The sequence below is a fragment of the Xanthomonas sp. NCPPB 3005 genome (genome assembly GCF_041228095.2).
GTDB lineage: Bacteria > Pseudomonadota > Gammaproteobacteria > Xanthomonadales > Xanthomonadaceae > Xanthomonas_A > Xanthomonas_A bonasiae.
This window is the reverse complement of sequence record NZ_CP166096.2, coordinates 2,336,821-2,350,324: the sequence shown is the minus strand read 5'-3', so window position 1 is coordinate 2,350,324 and position 13,504 is coordinate 2,336,821. Positions and strand designations below refer to the sequence as shown.

Below are 13,504 nucleotides of genomic sequence, written 5' to 3'. Positions count from 1 at the left end.
ATGCAAGACCTGGCAGACGCAAACCCCGAGCTGGCGAAGCCCATCATGGGCATCATGGAGTCGGGCAATGCGCTGGACGAGCGCGGCGACAAGGACGCCGCCCGATCGGCCTACCACCGCGCCTGGGACTTGCTGCCCGAGCCGAAGCTGGAATGGCCGCCGCTGTCGGCGTGGATCACCGGCTCCTTCTACAACCTGCATTTCGACAACGCCGACTTCGCCGCCGCCAAACAGTGGGCGCAGAAGTCGCTACAGGCCCGTGAATCGGAGAGCGATACCGGCCCCTTGATCGACCTGGGAATGGCGCACTTCGAGCTGGAAGAATATTCCGAGGCCTATCGCTGTTTCGACCAAGCCCACCGCCTCGGCAAGGCAAGAGCCTTCCAGGAACGGCCAAGGAAGTACCTCGCGTTCTATCTGGAAAAGAATCACTGACGGACTCCGTCAGGCCGGCAGGCGTGAACCAATTGTCAGGCCCACGGGGCGGACAACCGCTTCGGCTCGCTACTCCGCTTCCAGCGCTGCAGCCGTCGCCGTCGCCGGCTGCTCCCGCTTCGGTTTCAACAGCATCTCCAAGGCCTTGCCCGCCGCGGCGAAGGCGAACGCGCCGGTGATATGCGTGGCGGCGCCCAGCCCGGCGCCGCAGTCCAGGTTCAACGCCGCATCCGGCCCCAGCTGCGGCCGCAGCCCGCACACGCTGCCGTCGGCCTGCGGGTAGCGCACGTTCTCCAGCGAATACACCGCCGGCACGCCGAAGTAGCGCTGCGGGTTCTTGGGGAAGTTGAACTCGCTGCGCAGCTTCTTGCGGATCAGCGCCAGCATCGCGTCGTGCTCGGTGCGCGACACGTCGCGGATGCGCACCAGGGTCGGGTCGGTGCGGCCGCCGGCCGAACCCACGGTCAGCAGCGGCAGCTTGCGCCGGCGGCACCAGGCGATGGTCTCCACCTTGACCCGGAAGCTGTCGCAGGCATCGACGACCAGGTCGAAGCCGGTGCCGAGCAGTTCGGCGATGTTGGACGGGGTCAGGAAGGCCTCGACCGCGGTCGCTTCGATCGCCGGGTTGATCGCCACGCAGCGCTCGGCCATGGCCCGCGCCTTGTTGCGCCCGTACTGGCCCTGCAGCGCCGGCAACTGGCGGTTGGTGTTGGACACGCAGATGTCGTCGGCGTCGATCAGGGTCAGATGGCCGACCGCCGAACGCGCCAGCGCCTCCACCACCCACGAGCCGACGCCCCCCATACCCACCACCGCCACCCGGCATTGCGCCAGGCGCTCGATGGTCCCGCGCCCGTACAGCCGGTCGATGCCGGCAAAGCGCTCGCGCAATTGTTCGTTCATGGGCGCAGTTTATTTCATCGGCGACGCCGCGGCGGCGACGCCACGCGGGTCGGCGGCCGGCGTACTATCGCGCTTTCCTTCCGCCAGCCCGCCCCATGGCAAGCCCGCCCGCCTCCACTGCCTCCCGCTACCTGTTCGTGCTGCTCGCCGGGATCCTGATCGGCCTGGTCGCGACCGTGATGTCGATGCGCGCGCTGCAGGCGCGGCAGGATCCGTTCCCGCGCAGCCTGATGCAGGTGATGGACAAGCAGCTGGCCTTGCTGCAACGCAGCCATGCGCAGAACCGCTGCAGCGCCGCCGACCTGCAAGCGCGCGTGCACACGCTGCGCCTGCTCGGCAACGACCTGGAAACCGCGTTTCCCGGACTCGGCGACGACAGCCGCTTCCAGCAGCATGCCGGGGCGCTGCGCGCCACGCTGGATGCGGCGCAGGCCCCGCTGCCGACCACCTGCGCCGCGCTAGACCAGCTCACCCACCGGATCGACGACGGTTGCGACGCCTGCCATCGCGATTTCCGCTGATCCGCCATCGCGCTTGTCGATGAATTCCCCCTGACGCTGCAGCGCGTCGGCCATCCAGGCGCGTGGCGATTGGCGTTGCATTCACACGCTGGCGGACAGGATGCGTGCAAACGCGGGGCTGCCGCGGTCCACCGTCTGTCGAGGAGAGCACACATGAAGATTCAACTACTGGCCACTGGCGCCGTCGCCGTTCTGGCATTGGCCGGCTGCGCCACGTCCCCCGGCTACGGCGGCGGTGGCGGCGGCTATAGCCAGCCGTCGCGCGGCTATTCGGACAACCGCTGCGCGGACTGCGGCATCGTCACCCGCATCGATACGGTGGCCTCCGGCCGCACCGCGCCCACCGGCACCGGCGCGGTCCTGGGCGGCATCGTCGGCGCGATCGCCGGCCACGAGATCTCCGACCACACCGGCGGCAGCAAGGGCAACCAGAACGTATCGGCCGTGGCCGGTGCCGCCGCCGGCGCGCTGGCCGGCAACCAGATCCAGAACAACGTCACCAGCGACAGCTACGACGTGCACGTGCAGATGGACGATGGCCGGGTGATCGTGGTCAACCAGCGCGATCTGGCCGGGATCCGCGAGAACACCTATGTGCGCGTGGTCAACGGCCGCGTGGTGCCGCGCTAAGCGCTCGCGCTGCCGCGCTTGCCGAAACGCAAAAAGGCCCGCAGTGCGGGCCTTTTTGCTGGGCACGGGCCCCGGCGTGGCGCCGGGCGCGCCGGGTTCAGACCGGCTGCACCGCGTCGGCCTGCAGGCCCTTCTGGCCCTGCACCACGGTGAAGCTGACCTTCTGCCCTTCCTTCAGGCTCTTGAAGCCTTGGGTCTGGATCGCGCGGAAGTGCACGAACACGTCCTCGCCGTTCTCGCGGCTGATGAAACCGAAGCCCTTGGCATCGTTGAACCACTTCACGGTGCCGTTTTCGCGATTGCCGTCAGTCATGGACTTACTCCTTGAAACAGTCTCAGGGGTGGGTACGCCGTGGGTTCGGCGGCTGGTTGCAAGGAGGAAGCGAGGTATAACGCTGTAGCGGATCGTTTGGATCTACCGCATCGGGCCACGATTCACGGTGACCTTTGCAAACGCAGCGGCTGAAACTTACCGCGGCGAAAATGAAAATGCAATCAGCAAAAACACCCCGTCTGTCAACCCCCAAATCACCCTCCGGAGCAAGCCGCGTGGATCCTACGTTCATCTACTACATCGTCGCCGGGCTGCTGGTGGTGCTGGGCCTGGCCGGGGTGGTGCTGCCGGCCCTGCCGGGGATGCCGCTGCTGTTCGCCGGGCTGTTGCTGGCGGCCTGGGCCGACGGTTTCCAGCGCGTGGGCTGGGTGATGCTGACGGTGCTCGGCGTGCTGACCCTGCTGTCGTTCCTGGTCGATTTCCTGGCCACCGTGTTCGGCGCCAAGCGCGTGGGCGCCAGCCGCAAGGCGCTGTGGGGCTCGGTCCTGGGCAGCATTGCGGGATTGTTCTTCATGCCGATCGGCCTGTTCGTCGGGCCCTTCGTCGGCGCGCTGGCCGGCGAATACTGGCACGGCCGGCAGCTGCAGCAGGCGACCAAGGTCGGCCTCGGCACCTGGCTGGGCATCGTCCTGGGGACCGCCGCCAAGCTGGCCCTGGCGCTGGCGATGGTCGGCCTGTTCGCCGCCGCCTGGCTGCTGTGAGGCCCCGCGTCGGCGTCGTGAGATGAACGCGTGATGACTCCGTTGTGGACGCTGCTGTATTTTCGCAGCCGGCTATTCACCTCGGCAGCGCACCACCCGCCCGCGCCGCCTGTTTCCGAGAGAACCTGCATGATCCATCGCCCGGCCCGTCCCCTGTTGCTGCTGTCCTTCGCGGCGATGCCGCTGGCCCACGCCCAGGAAGTGAAGCCCACCCCCGCCTCGCCCGAGGCCTGCGTCGCGATCACCAGCGACGCCGCGCGCCTGTCCTGCTACGACCAGGCGCTGTCGCGCCGGGTCGCCGATCCGCAGGCCGCCGATGCGGCGGCGAAGATGGCCATCGAGAACCAGAAGCAACAGCTGGATGCGTCAATCCCGCAGGACGCGGGCCTGGCCGAACGCACCCGCCAGCGCGCCGCCTCGCTGTTCAAGGACGACCGCTACGACGCCACCATCGCCAACGCCGGCAAGGGCTCGCTGCTGGACAGCCGCTGGGAACTGGCCAAGGACTCCAAGCTGGGCACCTTCCAGCTGCGCGCCTACAAGCCGGTGTACCTGCTGCCGGCGTTCTGGACCAGCAAGAAGAACGAGACGCCGTCCTCGCCGAATCCGAACAACACGGTGACCACGGCCGAGTCGCTGGACAGCATCGAAGCCAAGTTCCAGCTCAGCTTCAAGACCAAGATCGTGGAGAACATCTTCGGCGACAACGGCGACCTGTGGGGCGCCTATACCCAGAGTTCGCGCTGGCAGGTCTACAACAGCGAGCAGTCGCGCCCGTTCCGCGAGACCAACTACGAGCCGGAACTGGCGCTGGTGTTCCGCAACAACTACAGCCTGTTCGGCTGGAAGGGGCGGATGACCGGGATTCAGCTCACCCACCAGTCCAACGGCCGCAGCGATCCGTTCTCGCGCAGTTGGAACCGGGCGATCCTCAATGTCGGCCTGGACCGCGAGAACTGGGCGCTGGTGCTGCGCCCGTGGTACCGGATCCCGGAGAGCGACCGCCAGGACAACAACCCGGACATCGAGGACTACATGGGCCGCGGCGATGCGACCCTGACCTACAACCGCGGCGGCCACGAGATCTCGCTGATGGCGCGGCATTCGCTGCGCAGCGGCGACCGCTCGCACGGCGCGGTGCAGCTGGACTGGGGCTTCCCGATCAGCAACCTGCTGCGCGGCCATGTGCAGGTGTTCGACGGCTACGGCGAGAGCATGATCGACTACAACCACCGCGCCACCTATGTGGGCCTGGGCGTGTCGCTGCTGGAGTGGTACTGAGGCCCGAACGGCCCCGGAACGGCATCGCGCGGCGGCCGTCAGCGGCCGCCGCGCCCCATGGCCGACGCCGCGCTCAGGTCCAGTCGGTCAGGCCTTCGCGGCGGTAGGTTTCCTGGAACGCGGCACGCGCCTTCATCCGTTGCGCGTGCGCCTGCAGCGCCGGCCAGGTATCGCTGGGCCGCGGCATGTTGCGCGACCAGCGCATCATCATCGTCAGCATGAAATCGGCCGCCGACAGCTGCGCGCCGAGCAGGTACGGACCGTTCGCCTGCAGATGCTGCGCGACCTGCTCCCAGGCCGCCTCCAGCTTCTGCCGCGCCTGCGCCTTGCTCGCCTCGACGTTGTCGGCACCGGCCGGCTCGTCCGGATAGAACCAGGCGCGGTACGCCGGCTGCAGCGTGTTGGCGCAGAACAACATCCAGCGGTAGTAGTCGGCGCGCGCCGGGCTGCCGGGCGGCGGGGCCAGTCCGGCTTGCGGATGCAGGTCGGCCAGGTGCAGCACGATCGCCGCCGCCTCGGTCAGCACCTGCCCGTCCAGCACCAGCGTGGGCACCACGCCGGCCGGATTGAGCTGCAGGTACTCCGGCGATTTTTGCTCGCGCCGGTCGAAATCCAGGGCGTGCAGCGTATGCGGCACGTCCAGTTCGATCAGCAGCCAGTGCACCACCAGGGCGGCGGTGCTGGGCGAGTAGTACAGGGTGGCGCTCATGCAATCTCCTGGTAAGTCGCCGCAGCCGGATCACTGCGGCCGTGGCAGTCTCGCATGCCGCGCCGTGCCGGCGGCGGCGCCGGCTCAGGCCGGCTCGACCACCACCGGGATCTTGCCGATGCGCGATTGCCATTCGCGCGGGCCGGTCTTGTGCACCGACTCGCCGCTGGCATCCACCGCCACGGTGACCGGCATGTCCTTGACCTCGAACTCGTAGATCGCCTCCATGCCCAGGTCTTCGAACGCCAGCACGCGTGAGGCCTTGATCGCCTTGGACACCAGGTAGGCCGACCCGCCGACCGCCATCAGGTACACGGCCTTGTTGTCGCGGATCGCCGCGATCGCCGCGTCGCCGCGCTCGGACTTGCCGACCATGCCGAGCAGGCCGGTCTGCTCCAGCATCTGCCGGGTGAACTTGTCCATGCGCGTGGCGGTGGTCGGGCCGGCCGGGCCCACCACCTCGTCGCGCACCGGATCGACCGGGCCGACGTAGTAGATGAAGCGGTTGGTGAAATCGACCGGCAGCGTCTCGCCGCGGTTGAGCATGTCGATCATGCGCTTGTGCGCGGCGTCGCGACCGGTCAGCAGCTTGCCGTTGAGCAGCACGACCTCGCCCGGCTTGAAGCTGGCGACTTCTTCGCGGGTGATGGTATCCAGGTTGACCCGGCGCGCGTTGCTCGGGTTGTAGGTCAGCTTGGGCCAGTCTTCCAGCGACGGCGGCTCCAGCATCACCGGGCCGCTGCCATCCAGGGTGAAATGCGCATGGCGGGTCGCCGCGCAGTTCGGAATCAGCGCCACCGGCAGATTGGCGGCGTGGGTCGGGTAGTCCTTGACCTTGATGTCCAGCACCGTGGTCAGGCCGCCCAGGCCCTGCGCGCCGATGCCCAGCGCGTTGACCTTCTCGTACAGCTCCAGGCGCAGTTCCTCGGCCCGGTTGGACGCGCCGCGCGCCTGCAGGTCGACGATGTCGATCCGCTCCATCAGCGCTTCCTTGGCCAGCAGCATCGCCTTCTCGGCGGTGCCGCCGATGCCGATGCCGAGCATGCCCGGCGGGCACCAGCCGGCGCCCATGGTCGGCACGGTCTTGAGCACCCAGTCGACGATCGAATCGGACGGGTTGAGCATCGCGAACTTGCTCTTGGCTTCCGAGCCGCCGCCCTTGGCCGCGACGATCACCTCGACGTGCTCGCCCGGCACGATCTTGGTGTTGACCACCGCCGGGGTGTTGTCCCTGGTGTTGGCGCGCTTGCCGGCCGGATCGGCCAGCACGCTGGCGCGCAGCTTGTTGTCCGGATGGTTGTAGGCGCGGCGCACGCCCTCGTTGACCATGTCCTCCACGCCCATCGTGGCGTCGTCCCAGCGCACGTTCATGCCGATTTCCAGGAACACAGTGACGATGCCGGTGTCCTGGCAGATCGGGCGGTGGCCCTCGGCGCACATGCGCGAGTTGATCAGGATCTGCGCGATGGCGTCCTTGGCGGCCGGCGACTGTTCGCGCTCGTAGGCGGCGGCCAGGTTCTTGATGTAGTCGACCGGGTGGTAGTAGCTGATGTACTGCAGCGCGTCGGCGACGGACTGAATGAGGTCTTCCTGCTTGATCGAGGTCACGGCTGGCTCTACGGCTGGCGGGGGGAAACCCGGCCATTTTAGGGCAAAGTGACCGCTTCGCCCGCTGTCACGCCGGCACGCGCTGTTCCGTCCTGGTCGCCATGAGCCCCGATCCCGCCTTCGAATCCCAACGTCCCCGGCTGTTCGGCCTGGCCTATCGCCTGCTCGGCAGCCGCAGCGACGCCGAGGACGTGCTGCAGGACGCCTGGCTGCGCTGGCAGTCCAGCGACCGTACCGCGATCCGCGACCCGGAGGCCTGGCTGGTGACCACCACCACCCGGCTCGGGCTGGACCGGTTGCGCGCGGCGCGCAGCGCCCGCGTCCACTACACCGGCCCGTGGCTGCCCGAGCCGCTGGAGATCGCCGAGGACACCGACCCGGCCGAGCGCCACGCGCGCACCGAGCAGGTGTCGGTGGCGTTCCTGGCGCTGCTGGAACGGCTGGGTCCGGAGGAGCGTGCCGCGTTCCTGCTGAAGGAAGCGTTCGACTACGACTATGCGCAGATCGGCCAGCTGCTCGGGCATGCCGAAGCCAACTGCCGGCAGCTGGTGCACCGCGCGCGCGAACGGCTCAAGGCCGGCCGGCCGCGCTTCGCGGTGACGCCGCAACGCCACCGGCAACTGCTGGAGCGCTTCATGCACGCCTCGCAACAGGGCGACCGCGGCGCGATCGTGGCCCTGCTCGACGCCAATGCGCGGATGTTCTCCGACGGCGGCGGCAAGGTCACCGCCACGCTGCGTCCGCTGCTCGGTGCCGAACGCATCGCCATGCTGTATTGGGCGGTGGCGCGGCGCGGCCTGGGCCTGCAGGCGCGGATCGGCAAGGTCAACGGCGAACCGGCGATCCTGCGCTTCATCGGCGCGCGCCTGCATTCGGCGGTGCTGGTGGTGATCGACGGCGAGCGCATCGTCGAAGTGCTGACCCTGATGAATCCGGACAAGCTGCCGCCGCTGGCCGGCGCAGGCGCTGCCGCGAGCGCCTGACGCGAACGCCTGGTCCGGGGCGGCGCTGTCACGCCGCCGCGCGCTGCCGCGTCCTTGCTGCGAAGACGGCCAGTGCGGCCGTCATGGAGCAAGACCCATGCACTTCCATCGCGTCGACTACACCCGCCACGAACCCGCCGCCTTCCGCGCCCTGTTGACCGCCAGCCAGCAAGTGCACGAGGGCGTGCTCGGCCACGAACTGGCCGAACTGGTGTTCCTGCGCGTGTCCCAGCTCAACGGCTGCGCCTATTGCATCGACATGCACGCCACCGCGCTGCGCAAGGCCGGCATCGAACCGCGCAAGCTCGACACCGTCGCCGGCTGGCGCGAAAGCCGCTTCTTCGATCCGCGCGAACGGCTGGCGCTGGCCTGGGCCGAGGCGCTCACCACCCTGCCGTCCGGCGCGCCGCCGCAGGACGCCTACGACGCCCTGTCGGCGCACTTCGACGAACACGGCATCAGCGCGCTGACCATGGCCATCGCCCTCATCAATGCCTGGAACCGGCTCGGCGTAGGCCTGCAACCGGCAATGCCGTAAACGAAGCGCGAAGCGGCGTCCCGGCGCACGCCGGTACGCCGCCCGCCCCGCAATCCCGATCCCGATCCCGATCCCGATCCCGATCCCGATCCCGATTCCCAATCCCCAATCCCCAATCCCCAATCCCGAATAGCGTGACCGCAAACCGCAACACGACACCGCTAGCGTTTGCGCATCACAACGCACAGCGAGGCGGGCATGAGCGAGAAATTCCTGGCGGGTGGCGCGGCCGCGGACGACACGGACCTGGCATTCGCCGAGCCGCAAGCGCCAGCCTGCAGCGCCGCCCACGCAGGCCACCGCCTGCTGATGTGCGCGCCGCAGCACTTCGCCGTGGATTACGTGATCAACCCCTGGATGGAAGGCAACGTCCACGCCGCCAGCCGCGAGCGCGCCCAGGCGCAGTGGGATGCCTTGGTCGCGGCGGCCGAGGCGGCCGGCGCCCAGGTCGAGCGGATCGCCCCGGCCGCCGGACTGCCGGACATGGTGTTCAGCGCCAACGCCGGCCTGGTGCTCGGCGACAGCTTCGTGCCCAGCCGCTTCCGCCATGCCGAGCGCCGCGGCGAGGAAGCGCTGTTCGCCGACTGGTGCCGCCGCGCCGGCTTCCGCATCCGTGCGTTGCCCGAAGACGTGCGCTTCGAAGGCGCCGGCGATGCGTTGCTGGAGCGCGGCGCACGCCGGCTGTGGATGGGCCATGGCCATCGCAGCGACCTCGCCGCCGCGCACGAGCTGGCCGACCTGCTGGACATCGAGGTGATGCCGCTGCGCCTGGTCGATCCGCGCTTCTATCACCTGGACACCTGCTTCTGCCCGCTGCGCGACGGCTACCTGCTGTACTACCCGGCCGCCTTCGACGACTACGCGCAGGAAGCCATCGCCCGCCGCATCCCGCCGGCGCAGCGCATCGCGGTCGGCGAAGCCGACGCCCTCGCCTTCGCCTGCAATGCGGTGGACCTGGACCAGCGCCTGCTGCTCAACCGCGCCTCGCCGGAGCTGTGCGCGGCGTTGGCGCGGATCGGCTACCGCGTGGTGCAGACCCCGCTGGACGAATTCCTGAAGGCCGGCGGCGCGGCCAAGTGCCTGACCCTGCGCCTGGACGAGTGACGTTCCGCCGCGATCGACGGCCTGCCAGCGCATGGCCGCATGCGCGATACCCGCAGCGCTGCGCCGCTGGTCAGCCCAGACCGTAGAGGAAATCCAGGAACTCCTTCCAGAGTCTGCCGACACCGATGCGGCCGCGCCCGCCCAGCAGGCGGAATACGGTGTAGACGACCGCAAACCCGAAGAACACCAGCGCGGCGACGATGGCGACAGCCGGCGGCAGAAAGGAGTTGATCCAGAACAGGCAACCAAGGATGGCCAGACAGTAGACGACGTAGCGGATGGCGAAGCCCGCCGTCATCGCGCACGTCCTCCAAAGCAGTCGAGCGCGGCAAGCGGCAGTGCGTCCTGCATGGAGAGCGGTCCCTGGTCCGGGCTCGGAAGATAGCGGGAATAGCGTCTTGGCGACAGCGGGCCGCGGCCGCCGCACCGATAGCACACCGCGGCCCGCCGGTCGCACCAGGCCCAAACACTCCCCGCCCACACCCGGCCCCGGCACAATGCGCGGATGGCCTCCCCTTCTTCTGTCCATGGCGCGCCGCGCCCCTCTCCCCGTACCGGCCCCAGCCTGCGCGAACGCTTCGACGCGATGCGCAACCTGCCGCCGTTCCTGCGCCAGATCTGGCAGACCAGCCGCGGGCTGACCCTGACCAGCATCGGCCTGCGCGTGCTGCGCGCGCTGATCCCGGTGGCCTCGCTGTACATCGGCAAGCTGATCATCGACGAGGCGATCCATCTGGTCGGGCAGTCGCCCGGCTTCACCTCGTTCGGCGAGGCGCTGGCCAGCGGGCGGCTGGAACGGTTGCTGGAGCTGCTGGCGCTGGAACTGGCGCTGGCGATCGGCTCGGACCTGCTCGGGCGGCTGGTCAGCTATGCCGATACGCTGCTGTCGGAGCTGTTCAACAACGTCACCAGCGTGCAGCTGATGGAACATGCCGCGCAACTGGACCTGGAGGATTTCGAGGACCCGGAGCAGCAGGACAAGCTCGACCGCGCGCGGCGCCAGACCATGGGCCGGATGAACCTGATGAGCCAGCTGTTCGGCCAGGTGCAGGACGCGATCACCGTGGTCAGCTTCGCGATCGGCCTGGTGGTGTATGCGCCGTGGCTGATGCTGCTGTTGGCCGTCGCGTTGATCCCGGCGTTCGTCGGCGAGGCGCATTTCAACGCGCTGGGCTATTCGCTGAACTTCCAGTGGACCGCCGAGCGGCGCCAGCTCGACTACCTGCGCCAGGTCGGCGCCAGCGTCGAGACCGCCAAGGAAGTGAAGATCTTCAACCTGCACAGCTTCCTGATCGCGCGCTACCGCGCGCTGGCCGACCGCTTCTTCCAGGCCAACCGCGCGCTGGCGCGCAAGCGCATGCTGTGGGGCACGCTGCTGGCGGCGCTGGGCACGCTGGGCTACTACGCCGCCTATGGCTACATCGCCTGGCGCACGGTGCGCGGCGATTTCAGCATCGGCGACCTGACCTTCCTGGCCGGCAGTTTCCTGCGCCTGCGCCAGCTGCTGGAAGGGCTGTTGATCGGGTTTTCGCAGGTCGCCGGACAGGCGCTGTACCTGGACGACCTGTATTCGTTCTTCCGCATCGTGCCCGAGATCCGCACCCGGCCCGGCGCGGTGCCGGTGCCGCGGCCGATCGTGCGCGGCTTCGTGTTCGAGAACGTCGGCTTCCGCTACCCTGACGCCGAGCAATGGGCGGTGCGGCACCTGGACTTCGAGCTGCGCGCCGGCGAGGTGCTGGCGCTGGTCGGCGAGAACGGCGCCGGCAAGACCACCCTGGTCAAGCTGCTGGCGCGGCTGTACGACCCGGACGAGGGCCGCATCCTGCTCGACGGCCGCGACCTACGCGACTACGACCTGGACGACCTGCGCGCCAACCTGGGGGTGATCTTCCAGGATTTCGTGCGCTATCACCTCAGCGCCGGCGAGAACATCGGCGTCGGCCGGGTCGATTCGATGGCCGATGCGACGCGGATCCGCGCCGCCGCGCAGCGGGCGATGGCCAGCGAGCTGATCGAAGGCCTGCCGCATGGCTACGAGCAACTGATCGGACGCCGCTTCAAGACCGGCGTGGACCTGTCCGGCGGGCAGTGGCAGAAGATCGCGATCGCGCGCGCCTACATGCGCGATGCGCAGGTGATGATCCTCGACGAGCCGACCGCGGCGCTGGACGCGCGCAGCGAGTTCGAGGTGTTCCAGCGCTTCAAGGAGCTGTCCGACAACCGCACCGCGGTGCTGATCTCGCACCGCTTCTCCAGCGTGCGCATGGCCGACCGCATCCTGGTCCTGGCCGGCGGCCAGATCGAGGCCAGCGGCACCCATGCCGAACTGATGGCGCAGGGCGGACGCTACGCGGAGCTGTTCGAATTGCAGGCCGCTGGGTATCGTTGAGCTTCGCCTGTCCTTCGGATCCGCCATGCTGCGACGCCTCCTGCCCTGCCTGCTTGCCGCCGCCGTGGCGTTCCCCGCCGCCGCGGCCGACCCGGTTCCCGGCCCATCCGACTACGCCGCCGCCAAGGCCCTGGCCGACCGCGACGAGGCCGCGCTGCCCGGCGCGCTGGCCGAGCGCCTGCAGGCGCTGCAACGCGCGGCGCTGGACGAGGGCGTGGCCAGCTGCGCCACGCCGCGCCCGGACACCTCGCCGTTCGTCGTCGTGGTCCAGCTGCAGGCCGACGGCAACGTCGGCGCGAGCTGGCGCAACGGCACCACGCCGCTGGCGCTGTGCCTGGAGCGCTTCCTGCGCCAGCGCCCGTTGCTGGTCCCGCCGCAGGCGCCGCTGTACCTGTCCTACGAACTGTCGTTCGAGAAGTGACGCACGCCGGGATGAACCATCCCAAATGAGATTCCCTCTCATTTGGGGCGACATGGGGTAGAATGGCGCCCGCTCCTTCCCCATCACGATCAACGGCATGTCCTCTGCTTTTGGCCCCGAAACGGTGCTCGACGTCCGCCACTGGACGGACGACTACTTCAGCTTCACCACCACCCGCAACGAAGGCTTCCGCTTCGACAACGGCCAGTTCGTGATGATCGGCCTGGAGACGGAGACGCGGCCGCTGCTGCGCGCCTACTCCATCGCCAGCGCCAACTGGGAAGAGCGGCTGGAGTTCTTCAGCATCAAGGTGCCGGACGGCCCGCTGACCTCGCGCCTGCAGCACATCAAGCCGGGCGATGCGGTGCTGGTCGGCAAGAAGCCCACCGGCACCCTGCTGATCAGCGACCTGCACCCGGGCCGGCACCTGTATCTGCTCGGCACCGGCACCGGCCTGGCGCCGTGGCTGTCGGTGATCAAGGATCCGGAAACCTACGAGCGCTTCGACAAGGTGATCCTCACCCACGGCGTGCGTTTCGAAAAAGACCTCGCCTACCGCGACTACTTCGAGAACGAATTGCCGCAGCACGAGTTCCTCGGCGAGACCATTCGCGAGAAACTGCTGTACTACCCGGCGGTGACCCGCGAGGACTTCCGCAACCGCGGCCGCCTCACCGAACTGCTGGAAAGCGGGCAGATGCAGCAGACCCTGGGCCTGCCGCCGCTGAACCCGGAATACGACCGGGCCATGATCTGCGGCAGCCCGCAGATGCTGGCCGACCTGCGCCAGACCCTGGACGCGCGCGGCTTCGTCGCCTCCTCGCGGATCGGCACGCCGGGCCACTACGTGTTCGAGCGCGCCTTCGTCGAGAAGTGACGCCCTGCAGCGATCGCTGCGCCTGCCAACCACGACGCACCACTGTAGGAGCGGCTTCAGCCGCGACAGC

General features: G+C 68.7%; 16 protein-coding genes. 11 read left to right on the top strand and 5 right to left on the bottom strand.

Annotated features, from left to right (window positions below):
* The gene (locus tag AB8810_RS10110) at positions 1 to 435 is read left to right on the top strand and encodes a hypothetical protein (RefSeq protein WP_369916409.1); all 435 of its coding nucleotides are present in this window, start codon (positions 1 to 3) and stop codon (positions 433 to 435) included.
* 69 nt (positions 436 to 504) lie between these two features.
* On the opposite strand, the gene AB8810_RS10105 is transcribed toward AB8810_RS10110, so the two are convergent.
* A complete protein-coding gene (locus AB8810_RS10105; protein ID WP_206228824.1) occupies positions 505 to 1,338 on the bottom strand; it encodes a ThiF family adenylyltransferase in 834 nt (277 codons plus the stop codon).
* 95 nt (positions 1,339 to 1,433) lie between these two features.
* Between AB8810_RS10105 and AB8810_RS10100 the strand changes: the two genes are divergently transcribed.
* Both AB8810_RS10100 and AB8810_RS10095 read left to right on the top strand, forming a co-directional pair.
* Positions 1,434 to 1,859: a hypothetical protein gene (locus AB8810_RS10100; RefSeq protein ID WP_179565225.1), complete on the top strand. Its 426-nt coding sequence runs from the start codon at positions 1,434 to 1,436 to the stop codon at positions 1,857 to 1,859.
* Positions 1,860 to 2,012: 153 nt separating this feature from the next.
* Positions 2,013 to 2,489 (top strand): glycine zipper 2TM domain-containing protein, encoded by a 477-nt coding sequence (locus tag AB8810_RS10095; RefSeq protein WP_206259969.1) that lies wholly within the window; start codon positions 2,013 to 2,015, stop codon positions 2,487 to 2,489.
* 97 nt (positions 2,490 to 2,586) lie between these two features.
* Here AB8810_RS10095 and AB8810_RS10090 read toward each other — a convergent pair whose 3' ends face one another.
* Positions 2,587 to 2,802, bottom strand: a complete 216-nt coding sequence (locus AB8810_RS10090; protein WP_046979462.1) for a cold-shock protein — start codon at positions 2,800 to 2,802, stop codon at positions 2,587 to 2,589.
* 236 nt (positions 2,803 to 3,038) lie between these two features.
* On the opposite strand from AB8810_RS10090, the gene AB8810_RS10085 reads away from it, so the two are divergent.
* Positions 3,039 to 3,524 (top strand): DUF456 domain-containing protein, encoded by a 486-nt coding sequence (locus tag AB8810_RS10085; protein ID WP_179565229.1) that lies wholly within the window; start codon positions 3,039 to 3,041, stop codon positions 3,522 to 3,524.
* A gap of 129 nt (positions 3,525 to 3,653) precedes the next feature.
* Positions 3,654 to 4,805, top strand: coding sequence for a phospholipase A (locus AB8810_RS10080; protein ID WP_179565231.1), 1,152 nt, complete (start codon positions 3,654 to 3,656; stop codon positions 4,803 to 4,805).
* A 73-nt stretch (positions 4,806 to 4,878) separates the two neighbouring features.
* Here AB8810_RS10080 and AB8810_RS10075 read toward each other — a convergent pair whose 3' ends face one another.
* Positions 4,879 to 5,514 (bottom strand): glutathione S-transferase family protein, encoded by a 636-nt coding sequence (locus AB8810_RS10075; protein WP_369916408.1) that lies wholly within the window; start codon positions 5,512 to 5,514, stop codon positions 4,879 to 4,881.
* Positions 5,515 to 5,598: 84 nt separating this feature from the next.
* On the bottom strand, positions 5,599 to 7,122 hold the full coding sequence (locus AB8810_RS10070) for a fumarate hydratase (RefSeq protein WP_369916407.1): 1,524 nt from the start codon (positions 7,120 to 7,122) through the stop codon (positions 5,599 to 5,601).
* 101 nt (positions 7,123 to 7,223) lie between these two features.
* Here AB8810_RS10070 and AB8810_RS10065 point away from each other — a divergent pair, with 101 nt between their 5' ends.
* The 3 genes from AB8810_RS10065 (at position 7,224) to AB8810_RS10055 (ending at position 9,747) form a co-directional block, all read left to right on the top strand.
* Entirely contained in the window at positions 7,224 to 8,105 is an 882-nt protein-coding gene (locus tag AB8810_RS10065; RefSeq protein WP_369916406.1) for an RNA polymerase sigma-70 factor, read from the top strand.
* Between the two features lie 97 nt (positions 8,106 to 8,202).
* The gene (locus tag AB8810_RS10060) at positions 8,203 to 8,643 is read left to right on the top strand and encodes a carboxymuconolactone decarboxylase family protein (protein WP_369916405.1); all 441 of its coding nucleotides are present in this window, start codon (positions 8,203 to 8,205) and stop codon (positions 8,641 to 8,643) included.
* 198 nt (positions 8,644 to 8,841) lie between these two features.
* Positions 8,842 to 9,747 carry a dimethylarginine dimethylaminohydrolase family protein gene (locus AB8810_RS10055; RefSeq protein WP_369916404.1) on the top strand — a complete coding sequence of 302 codons (906 nt, stop codon included), beginning with the start codon at positions 8,842 to 8,844 and terminating at the stop codon, positions 9,745 to 9,747.
* A 70-nt stretch (positions 9,748 to 9,817) separates the two neighbouring features.
* Here the strand turns inward: AB8810_RS10055 and AB8810_RS10050 are convergent, their stop codons facing one another.
* Positions 9,818 to 10,045, bottom strand: a complete 228-nt coding sequence (locus AB8810_RS10050) for a hypothetical protein (protein WP_191824025.1) — start codon at positions 10,043 to 10,045, stop codon at positions 9,818 to 9,820.
* Positions 10,046 to 10,252: 207 nt separating this feature from the next.
* Between AB8810_RS10050 and AB8810_RS10045 the strand changes: the two genes are divergently transcribed.
* From AB8810_RS10045 to AB8810_RS10035, 3 genes are all read left to right on the top strand, one after another.
* Positions 10,253 to 12,136 carry an ABC transporter ATP-binding protein gene (locus tag AB8810_RS10045; RefSeq protein WP_369916403.1) on the top strand — a complete coding sequence of 628 codons (1,884 nt, stop codon included), beginning with the start codon at positions 10,253 to 10,255 and terminating at the stop codon, positions 12,134 to 12,136.
* 25 nt (positions 12,137 to 12,161) lie between these two features.
* Complete coding sequence (locus tag AB8810_RS10040) at positions 12,162 to 12,557, top strand: hypothetical protein (RefSeq protein WP_225209654.1); 396 nt, start codon at positions 12,162 to 12,164, stop codon at positions 12,555 to 12,557.
* Between the two features lie 97 nt (positions 12,558 to 12,654).
* On the top strand, positions 12,655 to 13,434 hold the full coding sequence (locus tag AB8810_RS10035; RefSeq protein ID WP_179565247.1) for a ferredoxin--NADP reductase: 780 nt from the start codon (positions 12,655 to 12,657) through the stop codon (positions 13,432 to 13,434).
* Positions 13,435 to 13,504 lie beyond the last annotated feature (70 nt).

Coding starts and splice junctions, on each gene's coding strand:
- AB8810_RS10110 (WP_369916409.1), top strand. CDS start 1: ATGCAAGACCTGGCAGACGCAAACCCCGAGCTGGCGAAGCCCATCATG.
- AB8810_RS10105 (WP_206228824.1), bottom strand. CDS start 1,338: ATGAACGAACAATTGCGCGAGCGCTTTGCCGGCATCGACCGGCTGTAC.
- AB8810_RS10100 (WP_179565225.1), top strand. CDS start 1,434: ATGGCAAGCCCGCCCGCCTCCACTGCCTCCCGCTACCTGTTCGTGCTG.
- AB8810_RS10095 (WP_206259969.1), top strand. CDS start 2,013: ATGAAGATTCAACTACTGGCCACTGGCGCCGTCGCCGTTCTGGCATTG.
- AB8810_RS10090 (WP_046979462.1), bottom strand. CDS start 2,802: ATGACTGACGGCAATCGCGAAAACGGCACCGTGAAGTGGTTCAACGAT.
- AB8810_RS10080 (WP_179565231.1), top strand. CDS start 3,654: ATGATCCATCGCCCGGCCCGTCCCCTGTTGCTGCTGTCCTTCGCGGCG.
- AB8810_RS10075 (WP_369916408.1), bottom strand. CDS start 5,514: ATGAGCGCCACCCTGTACTACTCGCCCAGCACCGCCGCCCTGGTGGTG.
- AB8810_RS10065 (WP_369916406.1), top strand. CDS start 7,224: ATGAGCCCCGATCCCGCCTTCGAATCCCAACGTCCCCGGCTGTTCGGC.
- AB8810_RS10060 (WP_369916405.1), top strand. CDS start 8,203: ATGCACTTCCATCGCGTCGACTACACCCGCCACGAACCCGCCGCCTTC.
- AB8810_RS10055 (WP_369916404.1), top strand. CDS start 8,842: ATGAGCGAGAAATTCCTGGCGGGTGGCGCGGCCGCGGACGACACGGAC.
- AB8810_RS10050 (WP_191824025.1), bottom strand. CDS start 10,045: ATGACGGCGGGCTTCGCCATCCGCTACGTCGTCTACTGTCTGGCCATC.
- AB8810_RS10045 (WP_369916403.1), top strand. CDS start 10,253: ATGGCCTCCCCTTCTTCTGTCCATGGCGCGCCGCGCCCCTCTCCCCGT.
- AB8810_RS10040 (WP_225209654.1), top strand. CDS start 12,162: ATGCTGCGACGCCTCCTGCCCTGCCTGCTTGCCGCCGCCGTGGCGTTC.
- AB8810_RS10035 (WP_179565247.1), top strand. CDS start 12,655: ATGTCCTCTGCTTTTGGCCCCGAAACGGTGCTCGACGTCCGCCACTGG.